Origin of the sequence: Amedibacillus dolichus DSM 3991 (assembly GCF_000154285.1) — a bacterium.
Lineage (GTDB): Bacteria > Bacillota_I > Bacilli_A > Erysipelotrichales > Erysipelotrichaceae > Amedibacillus > Amedibacillus dolichus.
In genome coordinates, this window is sequence record NZ_DS483475.1 from 1 (window position 1) to 26,277 (window position 26,277).

Consider the following 26,277-nt stretch of genomic DNA (forward strand, 5'->3'; position numbering starts at 1 on the left):
ATACGTGCGTTTTTATCTATATATGAGTATTAAAATCAAAAGAATAGTGATTATTAAAAAGCAATTGGCAAGCTAAGCTTTTTATATCAAAGCGATGATAAGAGGAGTAATAAAAACTTCAATAAGCGTGGAAACAATCATGAGTGGGGCAATGATTAAAAAATAGGTACGAAGCATAAGAGGGAGTAAGTCTTTGTAAAGGTAAATGTGTTGTTTGTGTAAAATACGATTGGAGATCGTTTTGCATACATAAATACCACAAGCTGCGGATAAGATAATGGTAGGAATAAAAACGATGCCATGGGGCAGTATGTTTACCAGAATCATGCTGTGAGAAATATTGGTATAAGAGGTAGCACCAAATAAAATACCGATCAAACTACCGTTAAAAACAGTGAAGATTGCAGGTATATACAAAAATGGAATTATTCCTAAGGCAATAAGATAAAAACCGGTAAATAGATTTTTAATCAGTGTCGGTAAGATTCCATGGAAGCTTAGCAGTGTTGAAATGTTAGGATCAATACGAATAAGCAGTTTAGTTGCTAAGCCGGCATTATTTCCGAGCAGAACGGAAAAAAGTAAAATACTTCCGATAAAAAGAGCGGTACATAGCAAGACGGTCATTTGTATGTGATCTTTATAAAAGCTGCGAAAATGCTGCCACCCATAATATTTTAATTTTTGCATGATTGAAAACTCCTTTAACATGAATAAAGCCGTTTTTAACGGCCTATGTTTTATAAGTATAAAGGAAAATCAAGAAAAATACAAGGTTATGATTTTGCTATGCGTAAAATTCGTTCTTTTAAATGAAAGAAATGTCCGATTTGACGTAATGCATTCATAACAAACGGAATTGCAAAAATTCCGATAAGTGTCAAGATAAATGCGTAAAGCGGAAGTCGTACAAGATTGAAAAAGCTGGGAATACATAGAATTGCTAGAAGAAAGGCACTTGTCATAATGGAAAACAAGAGAAAGCGTTTTTTTGAAAAGGGAGTGCAGACGCGATATAAGACAACAATGAGCGTAGCAGCGGTCATTATTACACACATGGTAGATATGACATCTTTACTAAGTGGTAGGACTAGAGAAAGCATATTAACATAGAGAATGCTTAATACCACACATAGAGCTCCGGGAAGCGCTTTACTGAATACATTGATAAGGAAGTTTCCTTCTACCCGTGCATAATTGGCTTCTAAGGCTAAAAAGAAGGAGGGGATACCGATTGTCAAAGTAGAAATTAAGGTTAATTGAATCGGCTCAAAAGGATAATTCCGCATGAAAAATAAGGTTAAAAAGCTAAGCAGAGTAGAAAAGGTTGTTTTTACCAAGAAAAGAGAAGCAGAGCGTTGAATGTTATTGATGACACGGCGTCCCTCTTTAACAATGTGAGGCATATTTGCAAAATTATTATTTAATAAAACAAGATTTGCGATATTCTTGGCAGCCTCACTTCCTTGAGCAACGGAGATGCTGCAATCCGCTTCCTTTAAGGCCATGACATCATTTACACCATCACCTATCATAGCAGTGATATGTCCGTTTTCCTTTAAGGCATGAAGCATCATTTTCTTTTGTTGCGGAGACACTCTACCGAAAACAGTATATTGTTCAACGACCTCGGAAATTTGCGAATCTTCTACAGTTGACATATCAATATAGCGATCATAGCTTTTTAAATGTGCTTTCCGTGCGATAGCATGTACTGTTTTCGGATCATCACCGCTGATAATCTTAACATCTACTCCCTGCGCTAAAAAATAATCCAATGTTTGAGGAGCTTCTTTTCGGATAGGATCGCTGAGAATCAGCAAACCAAGAACCTTTTGCTTATGAGGGAGCGTTTCTTCAAGAATATCGTCATCGCTATGGGCTAATACAAGAACGCGATTGCCAAGCTTGGTTTGTTCGTCAATCTGTTTGCGAATAGTTGGATCTTCTTGATTGCATACAAATTCATAAGCGCCTAATGTATAGGTGCCTTCCTCTTGAAAACTGACTGCACTTAGCTTACGAGCACTGGAGAAGGGAATCGAGTGAACAGCGATCTTATTTGTTTTTGGCTGCTTAGCAAATTGTCGAATCGCAAGTGCCGTAGCATTATCATCGGTTAATACCTTCATCATGTTACTTAAAATATCCGGCATATCCCAACGCTCATCATAGAGAATCATATTTTCTACACGCATATTTCCTTCGGTAATCGTACCGGTTTTATCCAAGCATAAAACATCTACTCTAGCCAAAGTTTCAATGCAATACAGTTCCTGCACCAAAGTTTTGCGGCGAGCTAAGTTGACAGAACCAACAGCCAAAGCGATACTTGTCAGCAATACAAGTCCTTCCGGAATCATGCCAATCAAAGCAGCAACGGTTGAAACGATGCTATCTTCTAAGCCGGATTGAGTTAAAAACATTTGCTTGCTGAATAATAGAATACCCATGGGTATGATGATAATACCGATTGTTTTAATAATAAAGTTAATGCTGTCGCGTAACTGCGATTTATGCTTACGAAAGACTTTGGCATCTTTGACGATGGTTTGGGCATAATTATCATCGCCGACATGGTAAACCTGTACCTTTGCATTGCCGCTTACCACAAAGCTTCCGGAATACAGTGTATCGCCAACCTGTTTGATAATGATATCGGACTCGCCGGTTACTAGAGATTCATTTACTTCTAAGCGGCCTTCGCAAACAAAAGCATCGGCACAGATTTGAGAACCGCTTGCCAGCAGCATAATATCATCAAGCACCAATTCTTGGGTTGTAAGCTCTACGATGTTTCCATCACGAAGCACTTGCACGTATGGCTGTGTAATCAGACGTAAACGATCCAATACTTTTTTTGCACGTAGCTCCTGAACGATGCCAATGACTAAATTGGATACTACGACTCCTAAAAACAGCAGGTTTTTAAAAGAACCGATAAAAATGATCAGACCGGCTAAAATTGCATTGATAAGATTAAATAAAGTAAAAATATTATCGCGAAAAATATCTTGGTAGCTTTTGGTTTCCTGATTGCTTTGTTGATTGCTGAAACCGGCTTCTATACGTTGATTTACTTCTTTTGCAGAGAGTCCATACGTAATGCTTGTATGGTTGTCGATGTTTCGTGCCATGTTGCGTTCACCTCGTGTATCTATTATATCAAATCATGTGAGCTTATAGTCTTACGTTATTGTAATTTTTTGTATTTTTTTCAGGCAAGAAAGCTTTTAAGAAGTAAATAAGCATGGTATACTAACCATATTGTTTGGAGGAATGTTAGTGAGTATTTTAAATGTAGAGCATGTTTCTCATAGCTTTGGAGGTCGTTCCATTTTAGAAGATGTTTCCTTTCGTTTGCTGAAGGGAGAGCATGTCGGTCTGATTGGTGCAAATGGTGAGGGAAAAAGTACCTTTTTAAATATTATTTGCGGCAAGCTGGCGCCGGAAAGCGGAAAGGTGGAATGGTGTCGGCATATTACGACCGGTTATTTGGATCAGTATACCGTACTTAGCAAAGGCATGAGCATTCATCAGGTGTTGGAAACAGCCTTTGCGCACTTATTTGAATTAGAAAAAGAGCTGCTGCAGATGTATGAGAAAATGTGTAATTGCAGCGAAGATGAAATGAACATACTTATGCAGGACGTAGGAGAAATACAGGATATTTTAGAGCATAGCGGCTTTTATATGATTGATACAAAAATCAATGAGGTCGCAAGCGGCTTAGGCTTATTGGATCTAGGTTTGGATAAGGACGTTACAATGCTATCCGGCGGGCAACGTATGAAGGTGTTACTTGCCAAGCTGTTATTGGAAAATCCGATGATCTTGATTTTAGATGAACCGACGAATTATTTAGATGAGGAGCATATACGCTGGCTTACCACTTTCTTACAAAACTATGAAAATGCGTTTTTGTTGGTTTCGCATGATATTCCGTTTTTAAATAATGTAATCAATTTGATCTATCATATCGAAAACAAAGAATTGACACGTTATGCAGGAGATTATGCGTATTTTGAGGAACAATATGCAATGAAGCAGCGACAGCAGCTTGCGGCTTATGAGCGCCAACAAAGAGAAATCAACGATTTGGAGGATTTTATTGCTCGCAATAAGGCAAGAGTTGCTACACGTAACATGGCACATTCGCGTCAGAAAAAGCTAGATAAGATGGAGCTTATCAGTAAGCCAAAGGAAAAGATAAAGCCCGAATTTCAATTTATATCTGCCAGAACTCCGGGACGTGTGATCTTTGAGGCAAAGGATCTTGTAATCGGGTATGAAGAAGCATTAACCTCACCTATGAATTTAACTTTAGAACGCAATCACAAGGTCGCAATCAAAGGTGTGAACGGTTTAGGGAAAACGACGCTGTTAAAAACGCTATTGGGTCTTTTACCTCCGTTTCATGGAATGGTTGAGGTTGATCCCTATGCGGAAGTCGGTTTTTTCGAACAGGAAAGTGCTGCATCATCTAAGACTGCATTGGAATATTTTTGGGAACAGTTTCCAAGCTATATGAATCAAGAGGTACGAGCGGCGCTTGCGAAATGTGCATTGACAAGTGATCACATCGAATCGGCAATCTGTGTGCTATCCGGAGGGGAACAAGCCAAAGTGCGCTTAGCGGTAATTATGAATCGTCCTTGTAATGTGTTGGTTTTAGATGAACCGACCAATCATTTGGATATTGACGCAAAAGAAGAACTGAAACGAGCGTTGAAGGAATATAAAGGGACGGTGTTGTTGGTATCCCATGATCCAAGCTTTTATATGGATATTGTCGATGATGTATGGGATTTGGAGCAATGGACAACCAAAATATTGTAATTAAGAAAGAAGCGAATGATAAGCTTCTTTTTTATTTTTAAATCTGCTTGATATAAAAAGTTTAAAATACTTTTCTGTTTTTATCTAAACTTATCGTATTACCTATTGTAAGACTCAAGAATATATTTGTCTTTGAGCAAATCGGAGGTGATGCAGTATGACATGATAGCTGTATAAGAAATTGTATATACTTTGTGAAAAAAGCAATGAAAAAGGAGGAAAACAATGGAGAAATCTAAAATACAAGAAGATATACCTACAAAAGCGCAGCAGTTAAGTGAACGTATGGCCTATGCAAGAAGCTGTAAAAGACTTCTCTGTAACAAACAAATTTTAGCATACTTATTTAAAGAATTTATAGAGGAATATAAACAGCTATCACCTGAAGAAATTGTGAAGTATTTAGGAAATGGAACCAAAGAAACAATAGCTGATATAAGCAATCATGATGTATGTGTTAGGGGAACTATGATTTCATTTGACATGCTTTTTGAAGCAATGCTGCCAAGTCGTAATCAATCACAGCTTTTTAATATTGAATTTCAAATGGATATCATAGAAAGACTGCCGACAATGAAGATATGTCGAAAAACGAGCAAGGTCTTTGATGCTTAAATATATTAAGACTCAATAAAAGAAACAGCTTTGTAAAGAATAAAAAAGGACATAGAAACTACTTGATGTAGTTCCTACGTCCTTTATATATGCTTGATTTCTTTCCAATCGGTTTCCTTATGAAAGAAAGATAATAAGCCGATGATATAGAAGCTTAACATATATACCCAAAGCCACAGAAAGCTGTTCCACATCTTGCTTACGGCAAAGTGAGCTTTATGTGCATAATATAAGCCAAGCAAGATGGAAAATATCCACTGTAAGAAAAAGATGAGTAGCAATAAAGTCGGTGCATAGATTGCCAACAATACAATCAACAAAAGCATCAGCAAGCCGGCAATGCTCGCCATATCACCGACATACAGAAGCATGAGATGATCGAAGTTGGCAATGTTTGGACGTTTGCAAAAGGTTTTCCATAATTGCTTTTGGAATTTTTTGCGCACCTGCATATCTCCGCTGATCCATCGCTTGCGTTGCTTCCACGCATCTGCAAAGTGAAGAGGCTGTACGTCATAGGTAATGGCATCGTTCATAACACCGATCGTTTCTTCTTCACTAAGGCATAGAAAGGTCATATCAATATCTTCGGTAACAGAGGTTGTATGCCAACCGCCATGCTTTTTCAAGAAGTCGGAGGTTATATAAAAGCCGGAGCCGAAAATCATTCCGGAATAGGTTTTCGTACCACGAGGGATATTGATAAAATGATTGGCTAAAGAGAAATACAAGCTTGATGCGCCGGCTACCCAGCTTTGATATGGGTTATAAGCGGTTTTCATACCTTGTGCTACGCGATAGCCATTATGAATGGAGCTTGCACAGGCATGCAGAAAGTCTTTATCAATGCGATTATCGGCATCTAAGATGACAAAGGCATCATAGCTTTCTAAAATTGCTGTTTTGGAAAAAAACTCCTCTAATACATCACCCTTACAGCGGATAGTATTTTGGCATAAATAAGCATGATCTCCAAAGTGCTCCACACGCTCTAAGGTATCATCGCATGTATTGTTAATAAGAACATAAATATCATATTGATTTTTTGGATAGTCTAGCTGATGCAGTGCCTTTAAAGATGCCTCGATAACATTTGCTTCATTGCGAGCGGGAATTAAGATCGCAAAGCGTTGGTCCTCATAGGTAGGCGCATGGTTTTTTGAAGCATACCGTTTTTGATGAAGAACATAAAACAAGCTAAGATAAAGGAGATAAATTGAGGATAAGAAAAGTAAGAATAATGCTATCACAAAAAGAAAATATCCCATAGTTTATTACCTCCATACACTTTAAAACTTTATTAAATATAACAAACACTGTAGGATTGTCAAGTATTTCGTAAAAAATGCAAAAGAATACATTGCTTTATGAATAGCTATCATGAAAAAAGCGGCAAGTGCCACTTTTTGATATTAGAGCCAAGTGATTTTATTCTCGTTTCCGTTTTTGATCTTCACAATGTTGGAACGATGTCGATAAATAACCAAAATGGTTAATAGCCAACTGGCTATAACAACCTCCATACTTATGCTGGCCTGCATAAAAGTAATATACAAGGTAGAAACAACTGCTGCACACATACTTGCCAAGGATACCATTTTTCCAATATACAATACAATCAAAAATGCGATTAGAGGAATAACGACATACCAAGCATTTTGAAAGGTAAAAAGGGACGTGGATACCAAGAAACCAAACATGGTTGCGACTGCTTTGCCACCGTGGAAATGGGCGAAAAGCGGATAACAATGTCCTAGGCATGCCGCAAAGCCTGCCCAAATACTTGCCTCCTGATCGTATAGGGATACTATGCCGACTGCGACTACGACCTTTAAAATATCACAGACAATAACGGAAATACCGGCTTTTTTACCAAGCACTCGTCCGGCATTGGTACCTCCTAAATTTCCACTTCCGTAATTTCTTACATCAGTATGGTAAAAAAACTTACCGATAACAAGTGCAAAAGGAATAGAGCCTAATACATATCCTAAACCAATATACAAAATCCAATACCAATTCATTTTGAGACCTCATTTCTTTAACGATCTTATTTTATCACTAAATAATTAAATATAGCAAAGAAAAATAAAGGAAATGCATTTTTTAGGTTTTTCTTATCAAACAGCAGTGTGTTTTCTTGCGGTTGCGCTTTTAGCTGATATTTGATAAACTTAGACAAGGTTTATGCACGAAGATAACAGAAAGAGGTGGCAGTATGGCAGAAAAGGTGTATGATGGCAGCAGCATACAAATTCTTGACGGACTGGAAGCTGTACGTAAACGACCGGGAATGTATATAGGTTCAACAGATCGCAGAGGTCTGCATCATTTGGTTTGGGAAATCGTTGATAATTCCATTGACGAGGCTTTAAATGGCTATGGAGATACGATTCGTATTACCCTTGAAGAAGGTGATGTCATTTGTGTAGAGGATCATGGGCGAGGAATGCCGGTGGATATGCATGCCAGCGGTGTACCTGCTGTGCAGGTTATTTATACGGTGCTTCATGCCGGAGGAAAGTTCACCAGTGAGGGTGGATATAAAACCAGCGGTGGTTTACATGGTGTGGGTGCCAGTGTTGTCAATGCTTTGAGTGAATGGGTAGAGGTAACGATTCATCGAGATGGCAAAATTCATCAAATTCGTTTTGAAGATGGCGGCAGTAAGGTCGGTAAGCTAAAGGTTCTTGGAAAAACCAATAAAACAGGAAGTATCGTGCGCTTTAAAGCAGATAAGCATATTTTTTCAACGACCAAATATTCTTTTTCACAAATTGCAGAACGTGCACAGGAAGATGCCTTTTTATTAGAGGGGCTTTGTTTAGAGGTGCGTGATGAGCGAGTAGGAAAGGAACGTGAGGTTCGTTATCATTATGCAAATGGTTTAACAGCCTTTATGGATTATTTGCATGAGGATAAGCAAACCTTTCATCAGCCGGTAGCATTTAGCGGTATGGTGAATGATATTAAGGTTGATTGTGCTTTTCAATATACCGATGAATATCAGGAAAATATCTTTTCCTTTGTGAATATTGTGCGTACTAAGGACGGAGGAACACATGAAACAGGAGCGAAAAACGCTTTTACCAAAGTGTTTAATGAGTATGCGCGAAGAAATGGGATTTTAAAGGATAAGGATAAAAACTTTGAAGGCAGTGATGTGCGAGAAGGCTTAACGATCATTTTATCGTTAGGCATACCCGAAAATTTATTGCAGTTTGAAGGGCAAACAAAAGGGAAATTGGGTACTCCCGAAGCTAAAAACGCAGTCGATCAGCTAGTGAGTGAGAAGCTGAGCTTTTGGTTGGAGGAAAATAAGGAGTTGGCACTTACGCTGATTAAAAAGATGCAGCGCGCTTCTCAGGCACGTGAGGCAGCTCGCAAAGCACGTGAAGATGCCAGAAAAGGAAAAGCGAAAGGAAAAAGCGAAAAGATTTTATCCGGGAAGCTTGCCAGTGCGCAATCCAAAGATGCACGGAAAAAGGAATTATACTTGGTCGAGGGAGATTCTGCCGGTGGCAGTGCAAAACAAGGAAGAGACTCTCGCTATCAAGCCATTTTGCCTTTGCGTGGAAAGGTATTAAATACTGAAAAGGCAAGCATTGCCAATATTGAAAAAAATGAAGAATTAAATACGATCATTCATGCGTTGGGGGCAGGAGTTGGCGCTAACTTTCATGCAGAAGATGCTAGTTATCACAAAGTTATTATTATGACCGATGCCGATACCGATGGCGCGCATATTCAAACCCTATTATTAACCTTCTTTTATCGCTATATGAAGGAGCTGATCGAAAAGGGTATGGTGTATATCGCTTTGCCGCCATTGTATAAATTACAAAAGGGCAAGGAGATTCAATATGCATGGAGCGATGAGGAATTGGATCGTATTCGTAAAACCTTTCCAAAGGGCTATACCTTACAGCGCTATAAAGGTCTTGGTGAAATGAATGCCGATCAGCTATGGGAAACGACCATGTCGCCGGCAACACGCACCTTGATTCAGGTTACCATTGACGATGCCTTCCTTGCGGAAAAGAGGGTATCGGTATTGATGGGAGATAAGGCAGATGTACGTCGTACATGGATCGAAGATAATGTATCCTTTACGATGGAAGATACTTATGAAACGGAGGCGAAACGATGAAAAAAAAGGACGATATTTTCGAACATGATAATTCCACTATCATCGCAACGCCATTAGAAGAAATTATGGGTTCTCGTTTTGGCAGCTATTCAAAGTACATTATTCAAGATCGAGCTTTGCCAGATGCACGAGATGGGTTAAAACCGGTGCAACGTCGTATTCTATATGCTATGTATGAAGATGGAAATTTATGGGATAAGGCGTATCGCAAATCAGCAAAAACCGTTGGTTTGGTTATCGGTAATTATCACCCTCATGGAGACAGCAGCGTTTATGATGCGATGGTACGTATGTCGCAGGAATGGAAAATCCGACACCCGCAAATTGATATGCAGGGAAATAACGGTTCGATTGATGATGATCCGGCAGCGGCAATGCGTTACACCGAAGCAAGACTTGGAAAGATCAGTGAGTATTTATTAAAAGATATTGAAAAGGATACCGTTACTTGGTCTTTGAATTTTGATGATACAGCGTATGAGCCAACTGTTTTGCCGGCAAGCTATCCAAACTTGCTTGTAAATGGAATTACCGGAATTGCTGCCGGATATGCGACCAATATTCCTCCGCATAATTTGAATGAGGCTATTCAAGCAACTATTTATCGTATTCGAAATCCGAAATGCTCCTTAGAAGAATTGATGGAGTATATGCACGGACCGGATTTTCCAACCGGTGCGATCGTACAGGGGATTGATGGTATTAAAGATGCTTTTCGAACCGGTAAGGGAAGAATCATGATTCGCAGCAAGGTTTCTATTGAACAAACCAAAACCATACAGCAGATCATCGTTCATGAGATACCTTATGAAGTCGTGAAAAGTAATATGGTCAAAAAGATTGATGAGGTTCGTTTAAATAAAAAAATCGAAGGTATCTTAGATGTACGTGATGAAAGTGATCGCAATGGCTTAAGAGTTGTTATCGACATTAAAAAAGATGCCGATGCACAGCTGATTTTAAACTATTTGTATAAGAATACCGATTTACAGGTTTCTTATAATTATAATGTAGTTGCCATTGTGAATAAGCGTCCTGTACAGATGGGCTTAGTTGCCATGTTAGATGCGTTTATTGCTCATCGTGTGGAAGTGATTGAAAAGCGCAGTCGCTATGATTTGGATAAAAAAGAAAAGCGTTGTCATATTTTGGAAGGCTTGATTCGAGCAATTTCCGTATTGGACGAAATCATTGCGCTCATTCGATCTTCAAAGGATAAGGCCGATTCCAAACGTAAAATCATCGAAGCCTTCTCGTTTAGTGAGGAGCAAGCGGAAGCAATCGTTACGATGCGTCTATATCGCTTATCCAGCACTGATATAACCTTGTTGCAGGAGGAAAGCGAACAGCTGCAAAAAGAAATTGCCCATCTGCATTGTATTCTCGATGATCCAAAGGTGCTTCGCAAGGTCATGATTCAAGAGCTGAAGGCAGTAAATACGGCTTTCCCGACACCGCGACTTACCAAGATCGAAGAAACGATCGAAGAAATTGTGATTGATAAGCTTGCGATGATCAATGAGGAGCAAGTTATGTTTACGCTTTCTCGTGATGGTTATGCCAAGCGTGTTTCCTTGCGCAGCTACAATGCTTCCAGTGATTCCTTATGTGGCTTGAAGGAAGGCGATCGTCTGATTGGTTGTGGAGAGGTCAGTACCTTGGATAAGATTTTATTTTTCACAAATATGGGGACGTATGGCTATGTGCCGGTGTATGAACTAGAAGAAGCAAAATGGAAAGATGTCGGAACGCACCTGAATGCCGGTATTCGCATGCGCGGAGAAGAAAAGATTACCGATGCCTTTGTTGTGAAAAGCTTTCAAAGCCAAGCATACGTCGTATCTGTTACACGCATGGGCTTGATAAAAAAATCCGCCTTAAGTGAATATGAGGTATCACGTAATAATAAGACGATGAGCAACATGAAACTTTTAGATGGTGATGAAGTGATACGCAGCTTTATTGCTTATGACGGAGATGAAATTTTTATAGCTAGTGAAACGGGCTTTGCAGTGCGTTACCCATTGGATATGGTACCGCTGACCTCACCACGTAGTAAGGGCGTTAAAGCCATGAAATTAGTCGATGATGTGATTGGTGATGCCTGCATCTATCATCAAGATAACAAGCAGTTGGTTGTCTTTAGCAAGAACGGTGCAGTGAAGCGTATGAAGCTTTCTGAAATCGAGATTACCGGACGACCTGCGAAAGGAAATATGCTTTGTAAAAAGGTCAAATCTAAACCTTATAAGATTGCTCATTTACAGATGTATGATCTGAATGATGAAGTATATATCATGGGCAAAGATATTTGCAGTGTTGTATCAAAGGATATTGCATTGATGAACAAGGAAGCGACATTCTCAGCTCCTCTTGTTCGTGATGAAGAATATTACTTATTTACACCGACTCTGCATGTAGAAGAAATCGAATTGTTGAAAAAAGAAGAAGCAGATAAGGAAGCAGAAGCAGAGCATATCAAAGAATTTACTTTATTTGAATAACCCAATAACACGCTACTTAGAAAAGTGGCGTGTTTTATGAACACATAAACGATTGTTTTAATAGTCATATATATCGCTCATTCATTTCTAATAATGCAAGCTTTCTTATAAGAAACGCAATTGTGCGCTTAGAAGATAGTATCATTTTCAAGTTATAATTGTTATAATATAAATGAATAAAGAACGGTAGAAATACGGTATATTTAGGATTGATGATGAAATAGGATTCAAGAAAGGAGCGAATGAAAATGAAAAAAGCATTTGTTAGTGTAGTTGCTGTGTTTTGTTTGGTAGGTTGTAGTCAAGCCGCTGTCGATGATGAACAATTTTACGCTTATACAGATAAAATATCTTCCGAACAGATACAAAAGGTTGAGGTAAGTGCCGAGTTTGTTTATGAATATACTCCTGAATATATGCAAAGTATTTCGGATTCCAGAGTTATCGGAAGAATTGATACCATTCGTGATGCGGATATGAAATATAATGATGTTGTAGGTTATACGTATGGTCGATTAACAGTTTTACATGTACTGAGTGGTAACCTTTCTGTTGAGGAAGAAATCGAATATGCAAAGCCGGGTGGAGTAATCGAATATAGTAAATGGAATGCTGCACAGCCGCAAGCAGATCAAGAGAAACGTGCGTATTTATTAGATAAAAACAATGAGCAAGCACCTGCCTATGTAGATATCTTGCTTGAAAATGATATTCATGTGGAAGCAGGAAAATCGTATTTAATATATTTGAAATTTAGTGATGATATGAATAGGTATGAAGTTATTGGACTTGGAAACGGCTTGCGAGAAGTTATAGGGTTAGATAGAAATACACAAGATATTTCAAGTCTAGAAAAGCTTAAAATAAAAAATAATACAACGAATATAAATGAGGATCTGGCTGCATATAGAAACGAGCATATAAAGTAGGCAATTCTCAAAATAAAAAAGAGTCTAAAAGTGAAGTTCACTGTTTAGGCTCTTTTTGACATAACTCTGTTTCATGAAGTTTAGCAAATTGAATCGCAATGATCGTTTTGGCATCGGTGATTTCTGTTGTTTGAATCTTACTTAATGCTTCATCAAGTGTATACCAAACAAGCTCAATACGTTCATCACAGTCCATTGCACGAGGCTGCTCTACTGGGATAAGCTCATTGGTATAATAAATATAAAGCTTTTCACTGCAAAAGCCGGGAGTGGAATATATTTCGCATAAGCGATGAAGCTGTTTGCATGTATAGCCGCTTTCTTCTTCCAATTCACGTAAGGCACTATCGTAGGGGTTTTCGCCCTTTTCAAGCTTACCGGCAGGAATTTCCAAGGTGGTTTGTGCGATGGCATAGCGATATTGCTTGACGAATAAAAGCTTGTTATCTGAAATGGCTAAGACACCGACGCCGCCATGATGATGTACGATGTCCCGTTGAACAACCATTTGATCGTCCAAGATGACTTGATCCTTGTTGACGCGAAAAATCTTTCCTTCGTAGATGGTTTCACTTGTTAATTTGGTTTCCATATCCTTCACCTCTAACTCTATTATACATGGCTTTTGTTTGTATGAGTATGAAAATAAAAGATTTCCTCATAAGCATGGAGGGCTTGTGCATACTACAAGCAAGGAGTGATATTATGGACATACGAATGTTAAAGGAAACAAGCAAACGACATGTACCGCAATCGAAGAAGTTTCGCAATGTGGCAATGGCGTTTTTGAGTGGTGGTGGTATGGGAATTTTGGCACAGGGCTTATTTGAGCTGTATATGCGGATTTTTGAAATGGAAAAAGATATGGCAATTTCAATTTCCGTTGTCAGTATCGTTGTTTTGAGTGCGGTTTTGACCGGTCTTGGTGTTTTCGACAAGCTTGCACAGTATTGTGGGGCAGGCTTGTTTGTGCCGATTTCCGGTTTTGCGAATGCTCTAACCTCATGCGCTATGGAGGGAAAAAGCGAGGGCTTGATTTTCGGTATCGGCAGCAATATGTTTAAACTTGCCGGCTCAGTGCTTACTTATGGAATCTGTGCGGCGGTTTTATTCGGGATGTTACGCTATTTGGTAATGGGAGGGTAGCCTATGACAACGATTCATTTTCATAATGTGTATGTAGCCTCACGAGGAACAAGTGTCGGCTTGTTGGAAAAGCAGGGGCCATTGGGGAATCGCTTTGATTACACCCATGAGGATAACACCTGTCAGCAGGATAGCTTTGAAAAAGCAGAACGCTATATGTTGCAGGAGGCGGTCGATGCGACGATACGAAAATCGGATTATTCTATTAAGGATATCGAAGTCATGATTGGCGGCGATTTGATCAATCAGCTGACAAGCTCACATTATTTTGCAAAAGAGTTTCCTATATCCTTTTTAGGTATGTATGCAGCATGTGCAAGCTCAAGTTTGGTCATCGGACAGGCGGCGCTATGGGTAGAGCATCAACTGGCAAAAACCGCTTTGGCATTTACCAGCTCTCATGTAGCAACAGCAGAGCGACAATTTCGCTTTCCTAATGAATATGGAATTCAGAAAAAAGAAACAACCACTTGTACGGTTACAGGTGCGGGAGCAGTGCTGTTATCACGTAAAAAAAGTAAACTTAAGGTAGCTTCCTTTACGGTTGGTAAGGTGGTGGATTGGCAATATAATGATGCCAATGATATGGGAGTCGCCATGGCTCCGGCTGCTTATGATACCTTAACCACTTATTTTAAAGATACAAATCAAAGTTTTCAAGATTTCGATTTGATTGTAACCGGCGATCTTTCCAAGCTGGGATTCGCTTTTTTGCGGGATTTGCTGTTACAAAACGGCTATTGCTGTGAGGAAAAGCTGCAGGATTGCGGATTGATGATTTATGACATTGTTAAGCAAAATGTATTTTGTGGCGGAAGTGGGTGTGCTTGCAGTATGTGCGTATCTATGACCAAGCTTTTGGATTTGTTGGAACAGCAGGAAGCAAGACGAATCATGGTACTTGCAACCGGTGCTTTGCTGTCGCCAATAGCCATTCAACAAAAAGAGAGTATCCCTTGTATCGCTCATGCGATCGTATATGAAAGGAGCTGAAACAATGATATTTTTTAAAGCCTTTTTGGTTTGCGGAAGTATTTGTGCTATCGGTCAGCTGATTTATGATAATACGAAGTGGACAGCCGGTCATATTACCTCTTTGTTTGTTGTAATCGGTGCTGCATTGGATAGCTTCGGTCTATATGATAAACTTATTGAATTTGCGCAAATGGGGGCAAGTATCCCCATAACCAGTTTCGGACACTCACTTATTCATGGGGCATTGGCAAAGGCGGAAAGCGATGGCATCATCGGAATTTTACTTGGTATCTTTGATTTGACAGCTGCCGGTATTACCAGTGCGATTTTATTTGCTTTCCTGACTGCTCTTGTGTGTAAGCCGAAATCATGAAGGCATCTATGGATCGGCGCTGTCAGGAAATGAAAGCACAACTAGCTTCTTCCTTTGATGTTGTATATCGCAGCATTACCATTGAGGGGAAACATGCCTATTTGATCTTTTTGTCCTCTTTAAGCGATCCAAGTCTATTATCCGATTTGGTTGAGGGTTTTGTGATTACTGCTTCCAACGGTTTAGCGATTACCTTTTATCCAGGAGCGGTTACAACGGTATATGATCGGCAGGAAGCACTTGTGAATATGCTTAGTGGGCAATGTTTGGTTTTGTTGGAGGAGAGCGAGGCGTATTATTGCATTGAAACAAGAAGCTATCCTTCCAGGCAAAATGGCGAACCAAGTGTAGAAAAAAGTGTACGTGGTGCTCATGATGGCTTTGTTGAAAATATTATTTTCAATGTTGGACTTATTCGCAGGCGAATTCGTGATCCGCAATTATGTGTTAAAATCGCAAAAAAGGGAAGTAAGACAAAGACGGACATAGCCTATTTGTATTTAGAGAAGCTGGTCGACGTTGATGTGCTAGAAGATTTTGAGCATCGTTTACGAGATATGCAGGAATGTGAAATCATCAATGAACGCAATCTGTGTGAGGCTTTGTATGGGAAAACGTGGAATCCCTATCCACATGTTCGATACAGTGAGCGTCCGGATATTTGTGCAATCCATCTTTTACAGGGCTATGTTATTGTGCTATGTGATAATTCACCAAGTGCCATGATCTTACCTACAACCTTTTTTGAACAGACCAAGCAAATGGAGGAATATACACAAACTACGCTTGTAGCATTATTTACACGTATGCTTCGTTTGATTGGCATTGCCTTTTCTTTGTATCTGTTACCACTGTGGATTGCACTGGTTGTCGATCAAAATCCAACGATGTTACAGCTGCCGATGCATGATATTCGCCTATACGAATTTGGCTTTCAGATCATATTTGCCGATGTTGTTGTAGAATGGCTGCGGCAGTCCTTGATTCACACACCGACGGTATTATCGGGGATCATGAGCTTTGTTGCTGTATTTGTATTAGGGGATATGGCAGTAGAACTTGGTGCCTATACGAAGGAAATTTTGATTATGATCGCACTATGTAATATCGGAAATCTGCTTACTCCTTCCTATGAGCTTTCGTTGGCAAACAAACTGTTTCGTATCTTGATAGGACTTTGTGCATTGTACTTTGGAACAAGTGGTTTTTGCTTTGCGGTCTTGGTTCATATTTCTATATTGCTATCAACCAAAACGATTAAGTATCCGTACCTATATCCGTTTATCCCGTTTTCATGGAAGGAGTTTAAACGAATATGGTTAGGCGATCCTATCCGTATTCATAAAAAATCATGATATATGAAAAGAGGTAATGCAGCATGGATATAGAAATGAAAAAATGTCAGATTGAAGATGAACAAGTGGTGTATGAGTTGGTAAGTGAACTACAACAAGAGCTGCTTGCCAGAGCCTATTTTCATAAGGTTTGGCTTGTTAATAGGCAAGGTGTAGATAAGCAGTGCTATCTTGTATATTACCGAGGCGTTCCCTGTGCTTTCGCAAGTCTTTCTATTCGCTATCCATTGCATCACAGCTTTCCGGTTGCGGAAATCGAGGAGTTTATTGTAAAAGAGGAATTTCGTCATCAGGGAATCGGCAGCTATATGTTTTCTCAGCTTATAAGTATTGCCCAAGCTTGCAAAGCACAGCTATTGGAGCTTTCAAGCAAAGATACGCGTACACAAGCACATGTTTTTTATCGTAAGCATGAAATGACGATGCGACATTATAAGTTTACGTTGGATATTGGAAAAAAGACGTAGTGGACTTATGAAAGCATTGCTTAGCAAAAGAAATCGTGCAGTGCAGAAAATGATATAATGTGAATGAAGGGAGTCCTTTTCGATTGAACTTGTAATAAGAAGGGCTCTTTTTTTGATGAAAATAGATTTTCAGTTTGAAATGTAACAAAGAGTGCCTTGATTTTGTAGAGTTTTTACATAATTTTGGCTATTTATCTAGATTGTATAGTGTAAGCAAGTGGATTTTTTGTTATAATGATAAGCGAATATTTGAGGTGAGGAAGTTGGCATTTACGGTAACAATTGATCAATTCGAAGGTCCTTTGGATTTAATGCTGCATTTAATCAAGGATAATAAATTGGATTTATTTGATTTGGATATGAATATACTAACCGATCAGTATTTGCAATATCTGAATGCCATGGAATCGCTGCATTTGGAGGTTGCCAGTGAATATTTAAGTGAGCTTGCCGGTCTGTTGGAATATAAAAGCAAGAAACTTTTACCGCGTGAGAAGGTAGTCATCACAGAGGAATTTGAAGAGGATCAGCGAGAACGCCTAGTGAAGCGTTTGTTGGAGTATCAGCGCTTTAAAGAAATCAGTGCTGCTTTTGATGAAGCACAAAAAAAACGTGCCTTGTGTTTGGAAAAGCCAATCAGTGAGATTACGCAAGCATGGAGACAAACGACCATAGAAACCGAATTAAAGGGAAGTCCCTATGATTTGTTTAAGGCGATGCATAAGGTTTTGCGGCGTGTTGCTTTGACGCACCCTTATGAAACCAAGATGACAGTAAAGGAACTTTCCCTAGATGAACGAGTTTTACAAATAAAGCAACGTTTAAATCATTGGGTTGGAAAAATGAGTTTTGTGGAATTATGTGATGATTGTATAGATTTGCACATGGTGATCGTTACCTTTCTTTCACTGCTTGATTTGATTAAGCATCGGGAAATTACGTATCATATAGATGAAGAAGAAATGATTTGGATTATAAAAGGGAGTGAGGAATATGCCTAGCCTGCATGCGATTTTAGAAGGATTGTTATATTTAAGCGGTGATGAAGGATTAAGCATAAAACAGTTATTGAGCTGCTTTGAAACAGAAGCTGTCAATGAGGAAGAACTGTTGAAAGCTTTAGATGCTATGATGGAGGAATATTTGCAAGCGGATCACGGAATCGAACTTGTTTGTTATGGCGGAAACTATAAATTTGTATCTAAGGAAATGCTGCACCCGTATGCCGAAAAGTTATTTGCCGCTACTAAGATGGCCACCTTATCCAACGCCGCCTTGGAAACCCTTGCAATCATCGCATATAAGCAGCCGATCACACGTGTGGAAATCGAAGAAATCCGCGGAGTCGGCTGTGATATGATGATTCGTAAGCTATTGGCAAGAAGTTTGATTAAGGAATGTGGAAGAAGCGATGCACCTGGGCGTCCCTTTCTTTATGAAGTTACGAAAGAGTTTATGGATACCTTTCAGCTGGAAAGCTTAAAGGAACTACCGGATTTGCCGGACTTTAAGGAACAGGTTGATGAAGAATTGTTTGATGAGGAAATCATCAACAGCGAAACCGATACAAAATAATATTTATCGTAAAGCAGCTATCGAGTTGCTTTTTCTTTTTGACAAATACCTACTTTCATATTTACGGCTTTGCGGCATATACTTCATTAGGTGATGGAATTGAAAAAGATTATATGCTGTTTGCTTTTGCTAACCCTTCAAATACTGCCGATTAAAGCTGAAAGCTATTGTGTAATGAGCGGTGAGGATCAGCAGGTATTGGAAGAAAAGGATATGCATAAGCAACAAAGTGTTGCGAGTATTTCAAAAATCATGACAGCGATGATTGCTATTGAAAAAGGAAATTTGCAAGATCGATGGCAATGCAGTGAGGCAATCGAAACGGTTGATGGATCGATGATCTATTTACAGAAAGACCAAATGGTTTCTTTGGAAAGTCTGCTGTATGGGCTGATGCTTAGAAGCGGAAATGATGCTGCAGTGGAGATTGCCGAACACGTTGGCGGAAATGAAGAGAATTTTGTAGCGATGATGAATGAAAAGGCAAAAGAAATCGGAATGAGTAGAACCCTGTTTCGAAATCCGACCGGTTTAGACGAAAAAGATGGAGGAAATGTATCGACTGCCTACGATATGGCATTGCTTATGAGCTATGCCTTGAAAAATCGTACCTTCCGTAAAATTGCCGGTACGAAGTATTACACGAGCGAATGGAATTATCGTTGGAAAAATAAAAATAGGCTGTTGTTTTCCTATGATAAAAGCACAGCCGGGAAAACCGGTTTTACTAAGCAGGCAGGAAGAACTTTAGTAACAAGTGCCAAGAACAAGCAGTTGGAAAGCATTGTCGTAACCTTGGATATGCATGATGACTTTCGCTTTCATGAACAAGCACATCAAAGGGTAAGCGAGGAATATGAGGCATTGGTATGGTTGGATAAGGGAAGCTATCGGGTTCAAGAGAAACAATTTGCTGTGGAGCGTAAGCTTTATGTTGCACATAAAAAGGGAACAGGTGCAAATCTTCGTGTACATTCACATATTGAACAGGGAGAGATGGTTTATGAACTACAGCATCATGAACAAAGCCTACTGTATCGCTTTCCTTTAGCAGCATCAAAGAAAACAACAGGAGAGCGATTATGAACCTGATTTGGCTGCTTCTTATTTTGCTTGCTCTTAGCTATTGTTTGGTTACAAATCAAGTGGAGGCAGTAAATACCGTATTGCTGGAAGTCGGCAAGGAAACTTTCGATTTTGTTATACCGTTATTGTGTGCAATGGCTTTTTGGAATGGAATTTTATATGTTGCGAAAGAAGCCGGCATTTTACATTTTTTGGGACAGATGTTTCACCCTTTTTTAAAACGCTTATTCCCGGATTTGCGAGAAGATAAAGAAACCCTGGGTTTAATTGCGACCAATATCGTTGTCAATATGGTCGGACTAGGCTCAGCAGCCACTCCGGCAGGTTTAAAGGCAATGGAAGGAATGCAAAAGCATAACCCCAATAAGGATACGGCAAGTCGCTCTATGATTACGTTTTTAGTATTGAATACGGCGGGTGTAACCTTATTTTCAACAACCCTGATTGCCTTGCGTGCCTCCTTTCATTCGCAAAATGTTACAGGATTTATGCCGTATGCCATATTGGCTACGACATTTGCAAGTTTGATCGGCTTACTTGTGGATCGGTGGTGGAATTATCGTAAGTAAAACAATGTATATCCTTCCGCTTATCGTATTGGTCGTAGTAATAACAGCAATGCTTCGACGAGTGAATGCCTATCAAGCATTTTTACAAGGAGTACGTGATGGGGTGTTGCTTTTTTTAGATGTTTATCCGGCCTTGCTTGCGATGATGCTGGCAATATCGCTTTTAAGAGAAAGTGGATTGATGGATTTGCTATGCGGCTATATTGCACGCTATATACAAGTTCTTCCGGCTTCTATTTGGCCGATGGTCTTTTTTCGTCCGATTTCCGGAAGTGCCTCCTTAGCAGTATTGGTAGACATATTTCAAAATGTCGGTGTCGATTCTCTTGCCGGTCAAATGGCAAGTATCATTCAAGGTTCAACGGATACAACGTTATATGTCATCACGTTGTATTTTTCCAGTGTAGGAATTAAGAAAATCAAAAATGCGCTATCCATTGGCTTAATTGCCGATGCTGCGGGGATAGGTATGGCGGTTTTGTTGGCACTTGTTTTTTTAAGCTCTTGAAAAAAGCTTTTACAAACTCTCTATCTTCATGTAAAATACTCATGAGGAGTTGTAAAATATGGAACGATTACAAAAAGTGATGGCAGCTGCCGGAATTGCTTCTCGTAGAAAATGCGAGGAATTGATCGTGCAGGGTCGTGTCAGTGTCAATGGTCAGCTCGTAAGTGAGCTGGGATATAAAGTGAAAAAGGGAGATCAAATTGCCGTTGATGGTAAGATGATCGAAAAGGAAGGAAAGGTCTATTATCTGATGAATAAGCCGAAGAAATCAATGTGTACCAGCAACGATGAATTCGGGCGTAAGACCGTTATTGAGCTAGTGGAAGGAACGGAGCGAATATTCACAGTAGGGCGTTTGGATTATGATACAAGTGGTGTGCTTTTATTAACCAATGACGGCGATTTTGCCAATGAGATCATTCACCCGCGTTATCATTTGCCAAAGGTTTACAATTTAACCATCAATGGTATTTTAAAGCCGGAGGATATGCGAAAACTAAAAAACGGAATCGTTTTAGACGATGGCTATAAGACCATGCCGGCAAAATTCAAGATTACGGAAAAGGATTTGAAAAAAAATCAATGCAGCTTTGATTTAACGATTTATGAGGGGCGCAACCGACAGATTAAGCGAATGATGGAAGCACTTGGCTATGAGGTGCGAAGGCTTCATCGTAAGCAGATTGCCTTTTTAGGCTGTAGTGATTTACGACAGGGAGAATATCGTACGCTGAAGCCTTTTGAGGTAAAAAAGCTGCGTACCTTGGCAACACAAGGCAAGCATATTGAATAAAGGCAGACGAGGGTCTGCTCTTTTATGCTTCATATTGCAGTTCCCTATAAAATGATGTATGATTATCGAGGTGATTTTATGCAACAGTATTTTTATTCAAAACGTGCGCAGATCAATGATTATATTGTTTTAAATGATGAGCAGGCACATCATGTTTCCCATGTGCTGCGAATGCGCGAAAACGATGTTGTGCGTATCGTCGATAAAGAGAATACGATGTTTTTTGCACATCTTTTATTTGAAGGAAAAAAAGTAATAGCTCATTTGGATCAAAAAATCGAAGATCATACGCGAAATGCTGTACGTATTACATTGCTGCAGGGAATGATCAAAAAAGAAAAATGGGATTATGTATTACAGAAAAGCGCAGAGCTCGGTGTAGATTGCATCGTTCCTTTTACCAGTTCGCGAACCGTTGTAAAAGCAAAGGAGGAGCGCATGGATAAAAAGCTTTTGCGTTGGAATAAAATATTGTTGGAGGCATGTGAGCAATGCAAGCGTTCTACGCTTGTAGATTTGAAGGAACCATGCTTGTTAAAAGATGCGGCGCGTTATAAAAGCGAATTGAATATCATCGCTTATGAAGATGCCGATGCAACAAGTGAAAAGCTGCATCGTTTATTGGCAAAGTATCCAAAGATAAGCTCTGTAACGATTGCAATCGGTTCAGAAGGAGGCTTTTCGAAAGAGGAGGTTTCTATGCTGATGGAAATGGGATATCACAGAGTAAGTTTAGGTGCGCGTATTTTGCGAGCGGAAACAGCTGCTCTTGCGGCAATTCATGGAACGTCTTTTTATTATGATATGGCTGGTGATAAGCAATGAAGCATTTATATGAGCTGTTGAATAAAAAATATGATAAAAAGCTGGTAGAAGATAAAGAATATCGCAAAGCATGGAAAAAAAGAAAGCAGCGCTTAGAAGCATGTGGGGTTGAAGTAAAGGATCTTGATGATGTTGCGATGCTTTATTATGAACTGGTAGCGTATTCGATTGATGTTAAAGAGCGTTTTGAAGAAGTTTTTTTCGATACCTATGTACGCATGTATGATTATTGGTATGATTTGACCTATCAAGAACGTAAGAAACAAATGAATTTGGATATTATGCGCCTAAAGCAGGAGCTGACATGTTTTGTGTGGGATACACAAGAGATCTATATGCCATGTTTTCAAGCAAAATTCAATCATTTATATACCGATGAGATTATTCTATTGGATTTGAAGCAGTATCACACCTTTATTCGCAGCTATCAAGATCAGCTTAAAGGTGATTTGTATGGCTGCTTACCATACGAGCTAGGCTGGACAAGCGCTGCTTGTATTGCGAAAGATGAACATTGCTTTGTCTTATATCATGAAAGCAACCATCGCTTTTATCGCTATACGGATAAGGGGTATGAGAAATGTCTGTCCTTACCGCTTAAGCAAAAGCTTACACAGGATTTGAAGCAAAGCTTGGCAAATGCTTTTTTACAAGATGATGAAGGTAGGTTAGGTGAAATCCTATTACAAAGTGAACTGCTATCTAAGCGCATGCAGCGAAAACTGATAAAGCTTAGAAAAAAGCAAGCGAAACGAGTAGAAAAAAAGAAACAAAAGCAGGAGTGAGAAGATGAAAACATTTGCGATTGCCACATTGGGCTGTAAAGTAAATACGTATGAATCACAGGGCTATGAAGCGGCTTTGCTGGAAAGAGGCTATACAGAGGTTTCTTTTAAGGAAAAAGCGGATATTTATATTATCAATACCTGTGCCGTAACCAATACCGCTGCTAGTAAATCCAGACAGAAAATACATCAGGCGCATGCTTTAAATCCTACTGCCTGTATTGCGGTTGTTGGCTGCTATGTGCAAAGCAATCATGATCAGGTTGCTGATATTGACGGTGTGAGTATCCTAGTAGGCAGCAAGGGGAAGAGTATGCTTGTGGATCAGATTGAAGCTTATTTACAAGGACAATCAGTATGTGAGGAAAGGATTGATGCTCGCTCGATTTCTGCATTTGAAGCGTTAAAGGTTGAGCGTTTTGAGCATCAAACCAGAGCCTTTTTGAAAATACAAGATGGCTGTAATCAATTTTGCAGCTATTGTATCATACCTTACGCAAGAGGAGCAGAGCGCTCTTTAGCAGAGGATCAGGTTATTGAGAGTGCAAAACAGTTGGTAAATAATCAGCATTTGGAAATTGTTTTAACCGGTATTCATACCGGCCGCTATGGGAATGGAACGGGGCGGAATCTTTTGGATTTATTAAAGCGTTTGGTAGCCGAGGTTCCTAAGCTGCGTCGTATTCGTATTTCCTCCATTGAAATGAATGAAATAAGTGATGAGCTGATTGCGTTTATGAAGGAAGAGCCACGCATTGCCCGACACCTACATATTCCTTTGCAGGCCGCAAGCAACACGGTTTTACAGCGTATGAGAAGGCCGTATACTGTGGAGTGGTTTATGGAACGCGTTGCTTATATACGCTCACAGATTGCGGATATTAGTATTTCCAGTGATGTAATTACCGGTTTTCCACAAGAGAGTGAAGAAGAATTTATGGAAGGATACCGTAATATAGAAGAAATGCAGCTAAGCTTTCTGCATGTGTTTCCATATTCAAAGCGTGATTTTACTGATGCTGCGAAAATGCCGGGACACTTGGATCGCAAAACTAAGAAAGCGCGTGGAGCCAAGCTTGCACAGCTTTCCAAAGAACTATATACTTCTTATAAGCAGCGATTTATCGGACAAAAAATTTCTGTACTTTTTGAAAAAGAGGTTGAAGGAATGCTTTTTGGGCATAGTAGTGAGTATCTTGAGGTCTATGCGAAAAAAGAAGCCGGAGCTCTTCACACCTTGTGTGATGTATTGATTAGCGAGTTGAAAGATGATGTTCTTTATGGTGTATGTGTAAAGGAGGAAACGCTATGAAGTTATCCGAAATGTTTGAACAGGCACCGGAAATAGAAATCGAGGGCCTTTGTCTTGACTCCCGCCAAGCTAAGCCGAATGATATTTATTTCTGTATGAGCGGCATTATGTTTGATGGTCATGATTTTGTAGAAGATGTTATTGCGAAGGGAGTGAAAGCAATCGTTCATGCAAAGCCGATTGAGCACATGCACAAGGGAGTTGCTTATATTCAGGTAGAAAATGTAAATCGCACATTGAATCGAATTGCTTCCTTATTTTATCAGCACCCAAGTCGGTATATGAAGGTATTTGGTGTTACAGGTACGAATGGAAAAAGTACGATTACCAGTATTATTCAAGATGTTTATTCACATTTTCACCCTTGCGGTTATATCGGTACGATTGCAATTCGCTATGGTGATGTAGAACTGCCACCAAGTTTAACCACACCGGATCCGATCTTGATTCATAAATCTATGGCAGATATGCGTGCAGCGGGCATGGAGGCTTGTGCTTTAGAAGTTAGCTCTCATGGCTTAGAGCTTGGACGAGTGATGAGTGTGGATTTTGATATTGCGATTTTCTCTAACCTTACATATGATCACTTAGATTTTCATGGAACGATTGAAAATTATTTAGAGGCAAAGAAAAAGCTGTTTACCAATTTGAAATCCGATGGAGTTGCCGTTTTGAATCGTGATGATGCGTATTATCAAGCTTTTGCGGATTGCACGAACGGACGTTTGGTTACCTATGGAATAAAGCATGATTCCGATTATCGAGCGATGGACATTCAAATCCAAACCGATGGTTCGCAATTTACGTTGCTTCATCATGAAAAAAGCTATACCATAAAAACCAATTTGGTTGCTATGTATAATATTTACAATTTGCTAGGTGCGATTGCCGGTATGTGTGAGGCTGGTATTGCCATCGAGGATATGTTGCCGTATTTGGCAAGCATCAAACAGATTGAAGGACGCATGGAGCGAATTGATGAGGGCCAGTTATTTAATGTGATTGTCGATTTTGCACATACGCCCGATGGCTTGGAAAAGGTGTTTGAATATGCAAAGGATATTACCAAGGAGGGCCACAGTATTATTGCGGTTTTTGGTTCGGCAGGAAAGCGAGATACGAAGAAAAGAAAGGTATTCGGTGAAATTGCTTCGAAATATTGTGATAGCATCATTTTGACGGAAGATGATCCTCGTGATGAAGATGCAAGGGAAATTGCTAATGAGATTAAAGAGGGTATTAAGGATACCAAGAATATTTTTATTGAAGATCGTTACAATGCGATTCGCCAAGCGATTGAAAGTGCCGGTGCTTATGATACCGTTTTGATTTTAGGAAAAGGTGATGAGGTGTTTATGTATCGCGAGTTCGGTCGCGAGCCTTGGTTGGGAGATCATAATGTTGCCAGAGAGTGTATTCGTCGTTATTGCTTAGATAATCACGAGGAAAATAACTAATTATATGTAAATTA

The 26,277-nt window shown here is 39.5% G+C and carries 25 protein-coding genes; 20 read left to right on the plus strand and 5 right to left on the minus strand.

Features of this window, described 5'->3' with window-relative positions; translation table 11 throughout:
* Window positions 1-81: 81 nt before the first annotated feature.
* Both EUBDOL_RS10950 and EUBDOL_RS04825 read right to left on the minus strand, forming a co-directional pair.
* Window positions 82-690 (minus strand): stage II sporulation protein M, encoded by a 609-nt coding sequence (locus EUBDOL_RS10950; protein ID WP_050750076.1) that lies wholly within the window; start codon window positions 688-690, stop codon window positions 82-84.
* 86 nt (window positions 691-776) lie between these two features.
* Window positions 777-3,137 (minus strand): HAD-IC family P-type ATPase, encoded by a 2,361-nt coding sequence (locus EUBDOL_RS04825; protein ID WP_004799152.1) that lies wholly within the window; start codon window positions 3,135-3,137, stop codon window positions 777-779.
* Window positions 3,138-3,285: 148 nt separating this feature from the next.
* Here EUBDOL_RS04825 and EUBDOL_RS04830 point away from each other — a divergent pair, with 148 nt between their 5' ends.
* Both EUBDOL_RS04830 and EUBDOL_RS04835 read left to right on the plus strand, forming a co-directional pair.
* Window positions 3,286-4,839: an ABC-F family ATP-binding cassette domain-containing protein gene (locus EUBDOL_RS04830; protein WP_040463175.1), complete on the plus strand. Its 1,554-nt coding sequence runs from the start codon at window positions 3,286-3,288 to the stop codon at window positions 4,837-4,839.
* A 225-nt stretch (window positions 4,840-5,064) separates the two neighbouring features.
* Window positions 5,065-5,454, plus strand: a complete 390-nt coding sequence (locus tag EUBDOL_RS04835; protein WP_004799155.1) for a hypothetical protein — start codon at window positions 5,065-5,067, stop codon at window positions 5,452-5,454.
* A gap of 83 nt (window positions 5,455-5,537) precedes the next feature.
* Here EUBDOL_RS04835 and EUBDOL_RS04840 read toward each other — a convergent pair whose 3' ends face one another.
* Together EUBDOL_RS04840 and plsY are read right to left on the minus strand one after the other, a co-directional pair.
* A complete protein-coding gene (locus EUBDOL_RS04840) occupies window positions 5,538-6,722 on the minus strand; it encodes a glycosyltransferase family 2 protein (RefSeq protein WP_004799156.1) in 1,185 nt (394 codons plus the stop codon).
* A gap of 144 nt (window positions 6,723-6,866) precedes the next feature.
* On the minus strand, window positions 6,867-7,478 hold the full coding sequence (plsY, locus tag EUBDOL_RS04845) for a glycerol-3-phosphate 1-O-acyltransferase PlsY (protein WP_004799158.1): 612 nt from the start codon (window positions 7,476-7,478) through the stop codon (window positions 6,867-6,869).
* A 194-nt stretch (window positions 7,479-7,672) separates the two neighbouring features.
* Here plsY and parE point away from each other — a divergent pair, with 194 nt between their 5' ends.
* The 3 genes from parE (at window position 7,673) to EUBDOL_RS04860 (ending at window position 13,037) form a co-directional block, all read left to right on the plus strand.
* Entirely contained in the window at window positions 7,673-9,604 is a 1,932-nt protein-coding gene (gene parE, locus EUBDOL_RS04850) for a DNA topoisomerase IV subunit B (protein ID WP_004799162.1), read from the plus strand.
* The gene (parC, locus tag EUBDOL_RS04855; RefSeq protein WP_004799163.1) at window positions 9,601-12,108 is read left to right on the plus strand and encodes a DNA topoisomerase IV subunit A; all 2,508 of its coding nucleotides are present in this window, start codon (window positions 9,601-9,603) and stop codon (window positions 12,106-12,108) included. Before parE ends, parC begins: the two co-directional genes overlap by 4 nt.
* A 248-nt stretch (window positions 12,109-12,356) precedes the next feature.
* On the plus strand, window positions 12,357-13,037 hold the full coding sequence (locus EUBDOL_RS04860; RefSeq protein ID WP_022420171.1) for a hypothetical protein: 681 nt from the start codon (window positions 12,357-12,359) through the stop codon (window positions 13,035-13,037).
* Between the two features lie 37 nt (window positions 13,038-13,074).
* On the opposite strand, the gene EUBDOL_RS04865 is transcribed toward EUBDOL_RS04860, so the two are convergent.
* Window positions 13,075-13,629 carry an NUDIX hydrolase gene (locus EUBDOL_RS04865; RefSeq protein WP_004799169.1) on the minus strand — a complete coding sequence of 185 codons (555 nt, stop codon included), beginning with the start codon at window positions 13,627-13,629 and terminating at the stop codon, window positions 13,075-13,077.
* 113 nt (window positions 13,630-13,742) lie between these two features.
* Here EUBDOL_RS04865 and EUBDOL_RS04870 point away from each other — a divergent pair, with 113 nt between their 5' ends.
* The 15 genes from EUBDOL_RS04870 to EUBDOL_RS04940 all read left to right on the plus strand — a co-directional run bounded on the left by EUBDOL_RS04870 (window position 13,743) and on the right by EUBDOL_RS04940 (window position 26,263).
* Window positions 13,743-14,183 carry a SpoVA/SpoVAEb family sporulation membrane protein gene (locus tag EUBDOL_RS04870; RefSeq protein WP_040463180.1) on the plus strand — a complete coding sequence of 147 codons (441 nt, stop codon included), beginning with the start codon at window positions 13,743-13,745 and terminating at the stop codon, window positions 14,181-14,183.
* Window positions 14,184-14,186: 3 nt separating this feature from the next.
* The gene (locus EUBDOL_RS04875) at window positions 14,187-15,176 is read left to right on the plus strand and encodes a stage V sporulation protein AD (RefSeq protein ID WP_004799173.1); all 990 of its coding nucleotides are present in this window, start codon (window positions 14,187-14,189) and stop codon (window positions 15,174-15,176) included.
* Window positions 15,177-15,180: 4 nt separating this feature from the next.
* On the plus strand, window positions 15,181-15,531 hold the full coding sequence (gene spoVAE, locus EUBDOL_RS04880) for a stage V sporulation protein AE (protein ID WP_022420920.1): 351 nt from the start codon (window positions 15,181-15,183) through the stop codon (window positions 15,529-15,531).
* 8 nt (window positions 15,532-15,539) lie between these two features.
* A complete protein-coding gene (locus tag EUBDOL_RS04885) occupies window positions 15,540-16,886 on the plus strand; it encodes a spore germination protein (protein WP_235713695.1) in 1,347 nt (448 codons plus the stop codon).
* A gap of 23 nt (window positions 16,887-16,909) precedes the next feature.
* A complete protein-coding gene (locus EUBDOL_RS04890; protein WP_004799177.1) occupies window positions 16,910-17,353 on the plus strand; it encodes a GNAT family N-acetyltransferase in 444 nt (147 codons plus the stop codon).
* A gap of 254 nt (window positions 17,354-17,607) precedes the next feature.
* The gene (locus EUBDOL_RS04895; protein ID WP_420482115.1) at window positions 17,608-18,354 is read left to right on the plus strand and encodes a segregation and condensation protein A; all 747 of its coding nucleotides are present in this window, start codon (window positions 17,608-17,610) and stop codon (window positions 18,352-18,354) included.
* Entirely contained in the window at window positions 18,347-18,928 is a 582-nt protein-coding gene (gene scpB, locus EUBDOL_RS04900; protein WP_004799181.1) for an SMC-Scp complex subunit ScpB, read from the plus strand. Before EUBDOL_RS04895 ends, scpB begins: the two co-directional genes overlap by 8 nt.
* A 93-nt stretch (window positions 18,929-19,021) precedes the next feature.
* Window positions 19,022-20,014: a D-alanyl-D-alanine carboxypeptidase family protein gene (locus EUBDOL_RS04905; protein ID WP_004799184.1), complete on the plus strand. Its 993-nt coding sequence runs from the start codon at window positions 19,022-19,024 to the stop codon at window positions 20,012-20,014.
* Window positions 20,011-20,583, plus strand: coding sequence for a nucleoside recognition domain-containing protein (locus tag EUBDOL_RS04910; RefSeq protein ID WP_004799186.1), 573 nt, complete (start codon window positions 20,011-20,013; stop codon window positions 20,581-20,583). The genes EUBDOL_RS04905 and EUBDOL_RS04910 overlap by 4 nt, the downstream gene beginning before the upstream one ends.
* Window positions 20,552-21,091, plus strand: coding sequence for a spore maturation protein (locus tag EUBDOL_RS04915; RefSeq protein ID WP_235713696.1), 540 nt, complete (start codon window positions 20,552-20,554; stop codon window positions 21,089-21,091). The genes EUBDOL_RS04910 and EUBDOL_RS04915 overlap by 32 nt, the downstream gene beginning before the upstream one ends.
* Window positions 21,092-21,149: 58 nt before the next feature.
* A complete protein-coding gene (locus EUBDOL_RS04920; RefSeq protein WP_004799189.1) occupies window positions 21,150-21,884 on the plus strand; it encodes a pseudouridine synthase in 735 nt (244 codons plus the stop codon).
* A gap of 78 nt (window positions 21,885-21,962) precedes the next feature.
* On the plus strand, window positions 21,963-22,709 hold the full coding sequence (locus EUBDOL_RS04925; RefSeq protein ID WP_040463328.1) for a 16S rRNA (uracil(1498)-N(3))-methyltransferase: 747 nt from the start codon (window positions 21,963-21,965) through the stop codon (window positions 22,707-22,709).
* The gene (locus EUBDOL_RS04930) at window positions 22,706-23,494 is read left to right on the plus strand and encodes a hypothetical protein (protein WP_004799193.1); all 789 of its coding nucleotides are present in this window, start codon (window positions 22,706-22,708) and stop codon (window positions 23,492-23,494) included. The genes EUBDOL_RS04925 and EUBDOL_RS04930 overlap by 4 nt, the downstream gene beginning before the upstream one ends.
* Window positions 23,495-23,498: 4 nt before the next feature.
* Entirely contained in the window at window positions 23,499-24,806 is a 1,308-nt protein-coding gene (mtaB, locus tag EUBDOL_RS04935) for a tRNA (N(6)-L-threonylcarbamoyladenosine(37)-C(2))-methylthiotransferase MtaB (RefSeq protein WP_004799194.1), read from the plus strand.
* Window positions 24,803-26,263, plus strand: a complete 1,461-nt coding sequence (locus tag EUBDOL_RS04940; protein ID WP_040463186.1) for a UDP-N-acetylmuramoyl-L-alanyl-D-glutamate--2,6-diaminopimelate ligase — start codon at window positions 24,803-24,805, stop codon at window positions 26,261-26,263. The genes mtaB and EUBDOL_RS04940 overlap by 4 nt, the downstream gene beginning before the upstream one ends.
* The last annotated feature ends 14 nt before the right edge of the window (window positions 26,264-26,277 follow it).

What these genes read in the sequence shown, in the direction of transcription:
- EUBDOL_RS10950 (WP_050750076.1), bottom strand. Translation starts at nt 690, where the DNA reads ATGCAAAAATTAAAATATTATGGGTGGCAGCATTTTCGCAGCTTTTAT.
- EUBDOL_RS04825 (WP_004799152.1), bottom strand. Translation starts at nt 3,137, where the DNA reads ATGGCACGAAACATCGACAACCATACAAGCATTACGTATGGACTCTCT.
- EUBDOL_RS04835 (WP_004799155.1), top strand. Translation starts at nt 5,065, where the DNA reads ATGGAGAAATCTAAAATACAAGAAGATATACCTACAAAAGCGCAGCAG.
- EUBDOL_RS04840 (WP_004799156.1), bottom strand. Translation starts at nt 6,722, where the DNA reads ATGGGATATTTTCTTTTTGTGATAGCATTATTCTTACTTTTCTTATCC.
- plsY (WP_004799158.1), bottom strand. Translation starts at nt 7,478, where the DNA reads ATGAATTGGTATTGGATTTTGTATATTGGTTTAGGATATGTATTAGGC.
- parE (WP_004799162.1), top strand. Translation starts at nt 7,673, where the DNA reads ATGGCAGAAAAGGTGTATGATGGCAGCAGCATACAAATTCTTGACGGA.
- parC (WP_004799163.1), top strand. Translation starts at nt 9,601, where the DNA reads ATGAAAAAAAAGGACGATATTTTCGAACATGATAATTCCACTATCATC.
- EUBDOL_RS04860 (WP_022420171.1), top strand. Translation starts at nt 12,357, where the DNA reads ATGAAAAAAGCATTTGTTAGTGTAGTTGCTGTGTTTTGTTTGGTAGGT.
- EUBDOL_RS04865 (WP_004799169.1), bottom strand. Translation starts at nt 13,629, where the DNA reads ATGGAAACCAAATTAACAAGTGAAACCATCTACGAAGGAAAGATTTTT.
- EUBDOL_RS04870 (WP_040463180.1), top strand. Translation starts at nt 13,743, where the DNA reads ATGGACATACGAATGTTAAAGGAAACAAGCAAACGACATGTACCGCAA.
- EUBDOL_RS04875 (WP_004799173.1), top strand. Translation starts at nt 14,187, where the DNA reads ATGACAACGATTCATTTTCATAATGTGTATGTAGCCTCACGAGGAACA.
- spoVAE (WP_022420920.1), top strand. Translation starts at nt 15,181, where the DNA reads ATGATATTTTTTAAAGCCTTTTTGGTTTGCGGAAGTATTTGTGCTATC.
- EUBDOL_RS04885 (WP_235713695.1), top strand. Translation starts at nt 15,540, where the DNA reads ATGGATCGGCGCTGTCAGGAAATGAAAGCACAACTAGCTTCTTCCTTT.
- EUBDOL_RS04890 (WP_004799177.1), top strand. Translation starts at nt 16,910, where the DNA reads ATGGATATAGAAATGAAAAAATGTCAGATTGAAGATGAACAAGTGGTG.
- scpB (WP_004799181.1), top strand. Translation starts at nt 18,347, where the DNA reads ATGCCTAGCCTGCATGCGATTTTAGAAGGATTGTTATATTTAAGCGGT.
- EUBDOL_RS04905 (WP_004799184.1), top strand. Translation starts at nt 19,022, where the DNA reads ATGGAATTGAAAAAGATTATATGCTGTTTGCTTTTGCTAACCCTTCAA.
- EUBDOL_RS04910 (WP_004799186.1), top strand. Translation starts at nt 20,011, where the DNA reads ATGAACCTGATTTGGCTGCTTCTTATTTTGCTTGCTCTTAGCTATTGT.
- EUBDOL_RS04920 (WP_004799189.1), top strand. Translation starts at nt 21,150, where the DNA reads ATGGAACGATTACAAAAAGTGATGGCAGCTGCCGGAATTGCTTCTCGT.
- EUBDOL_RS04925 (WP_040463328.1), top strand. Translation starts at nt 21,963, where the DNA reads ATGCAACAGTATTTTTATTCAAAACGTGCGCAGATCAATGATTATATT.
- EUBDOL_RS04930 (WP_004799193.1), top strand. Translation starts at nt 22,706, where the DNA reads ATGAAGCATTTATATGAGCTGTTGAATAAAAAATATGATAAAAAGCTG.
- mtaB (WP_004799194.1), top strand. Translation starts at nt 23,499, where the DNA reads ATGAAAACATTTGCGATTGCCACATTGGGCTGTAAAGTAAATACGTAT.
- EUBDOL_RS04940 (WP_040463186.1), top strand. Translation starts at nt 24,803, where the DNA reads ATGAAGTTATCCGAAATGTTTGAACAGGCACCGGAAATAGAAATCGAG.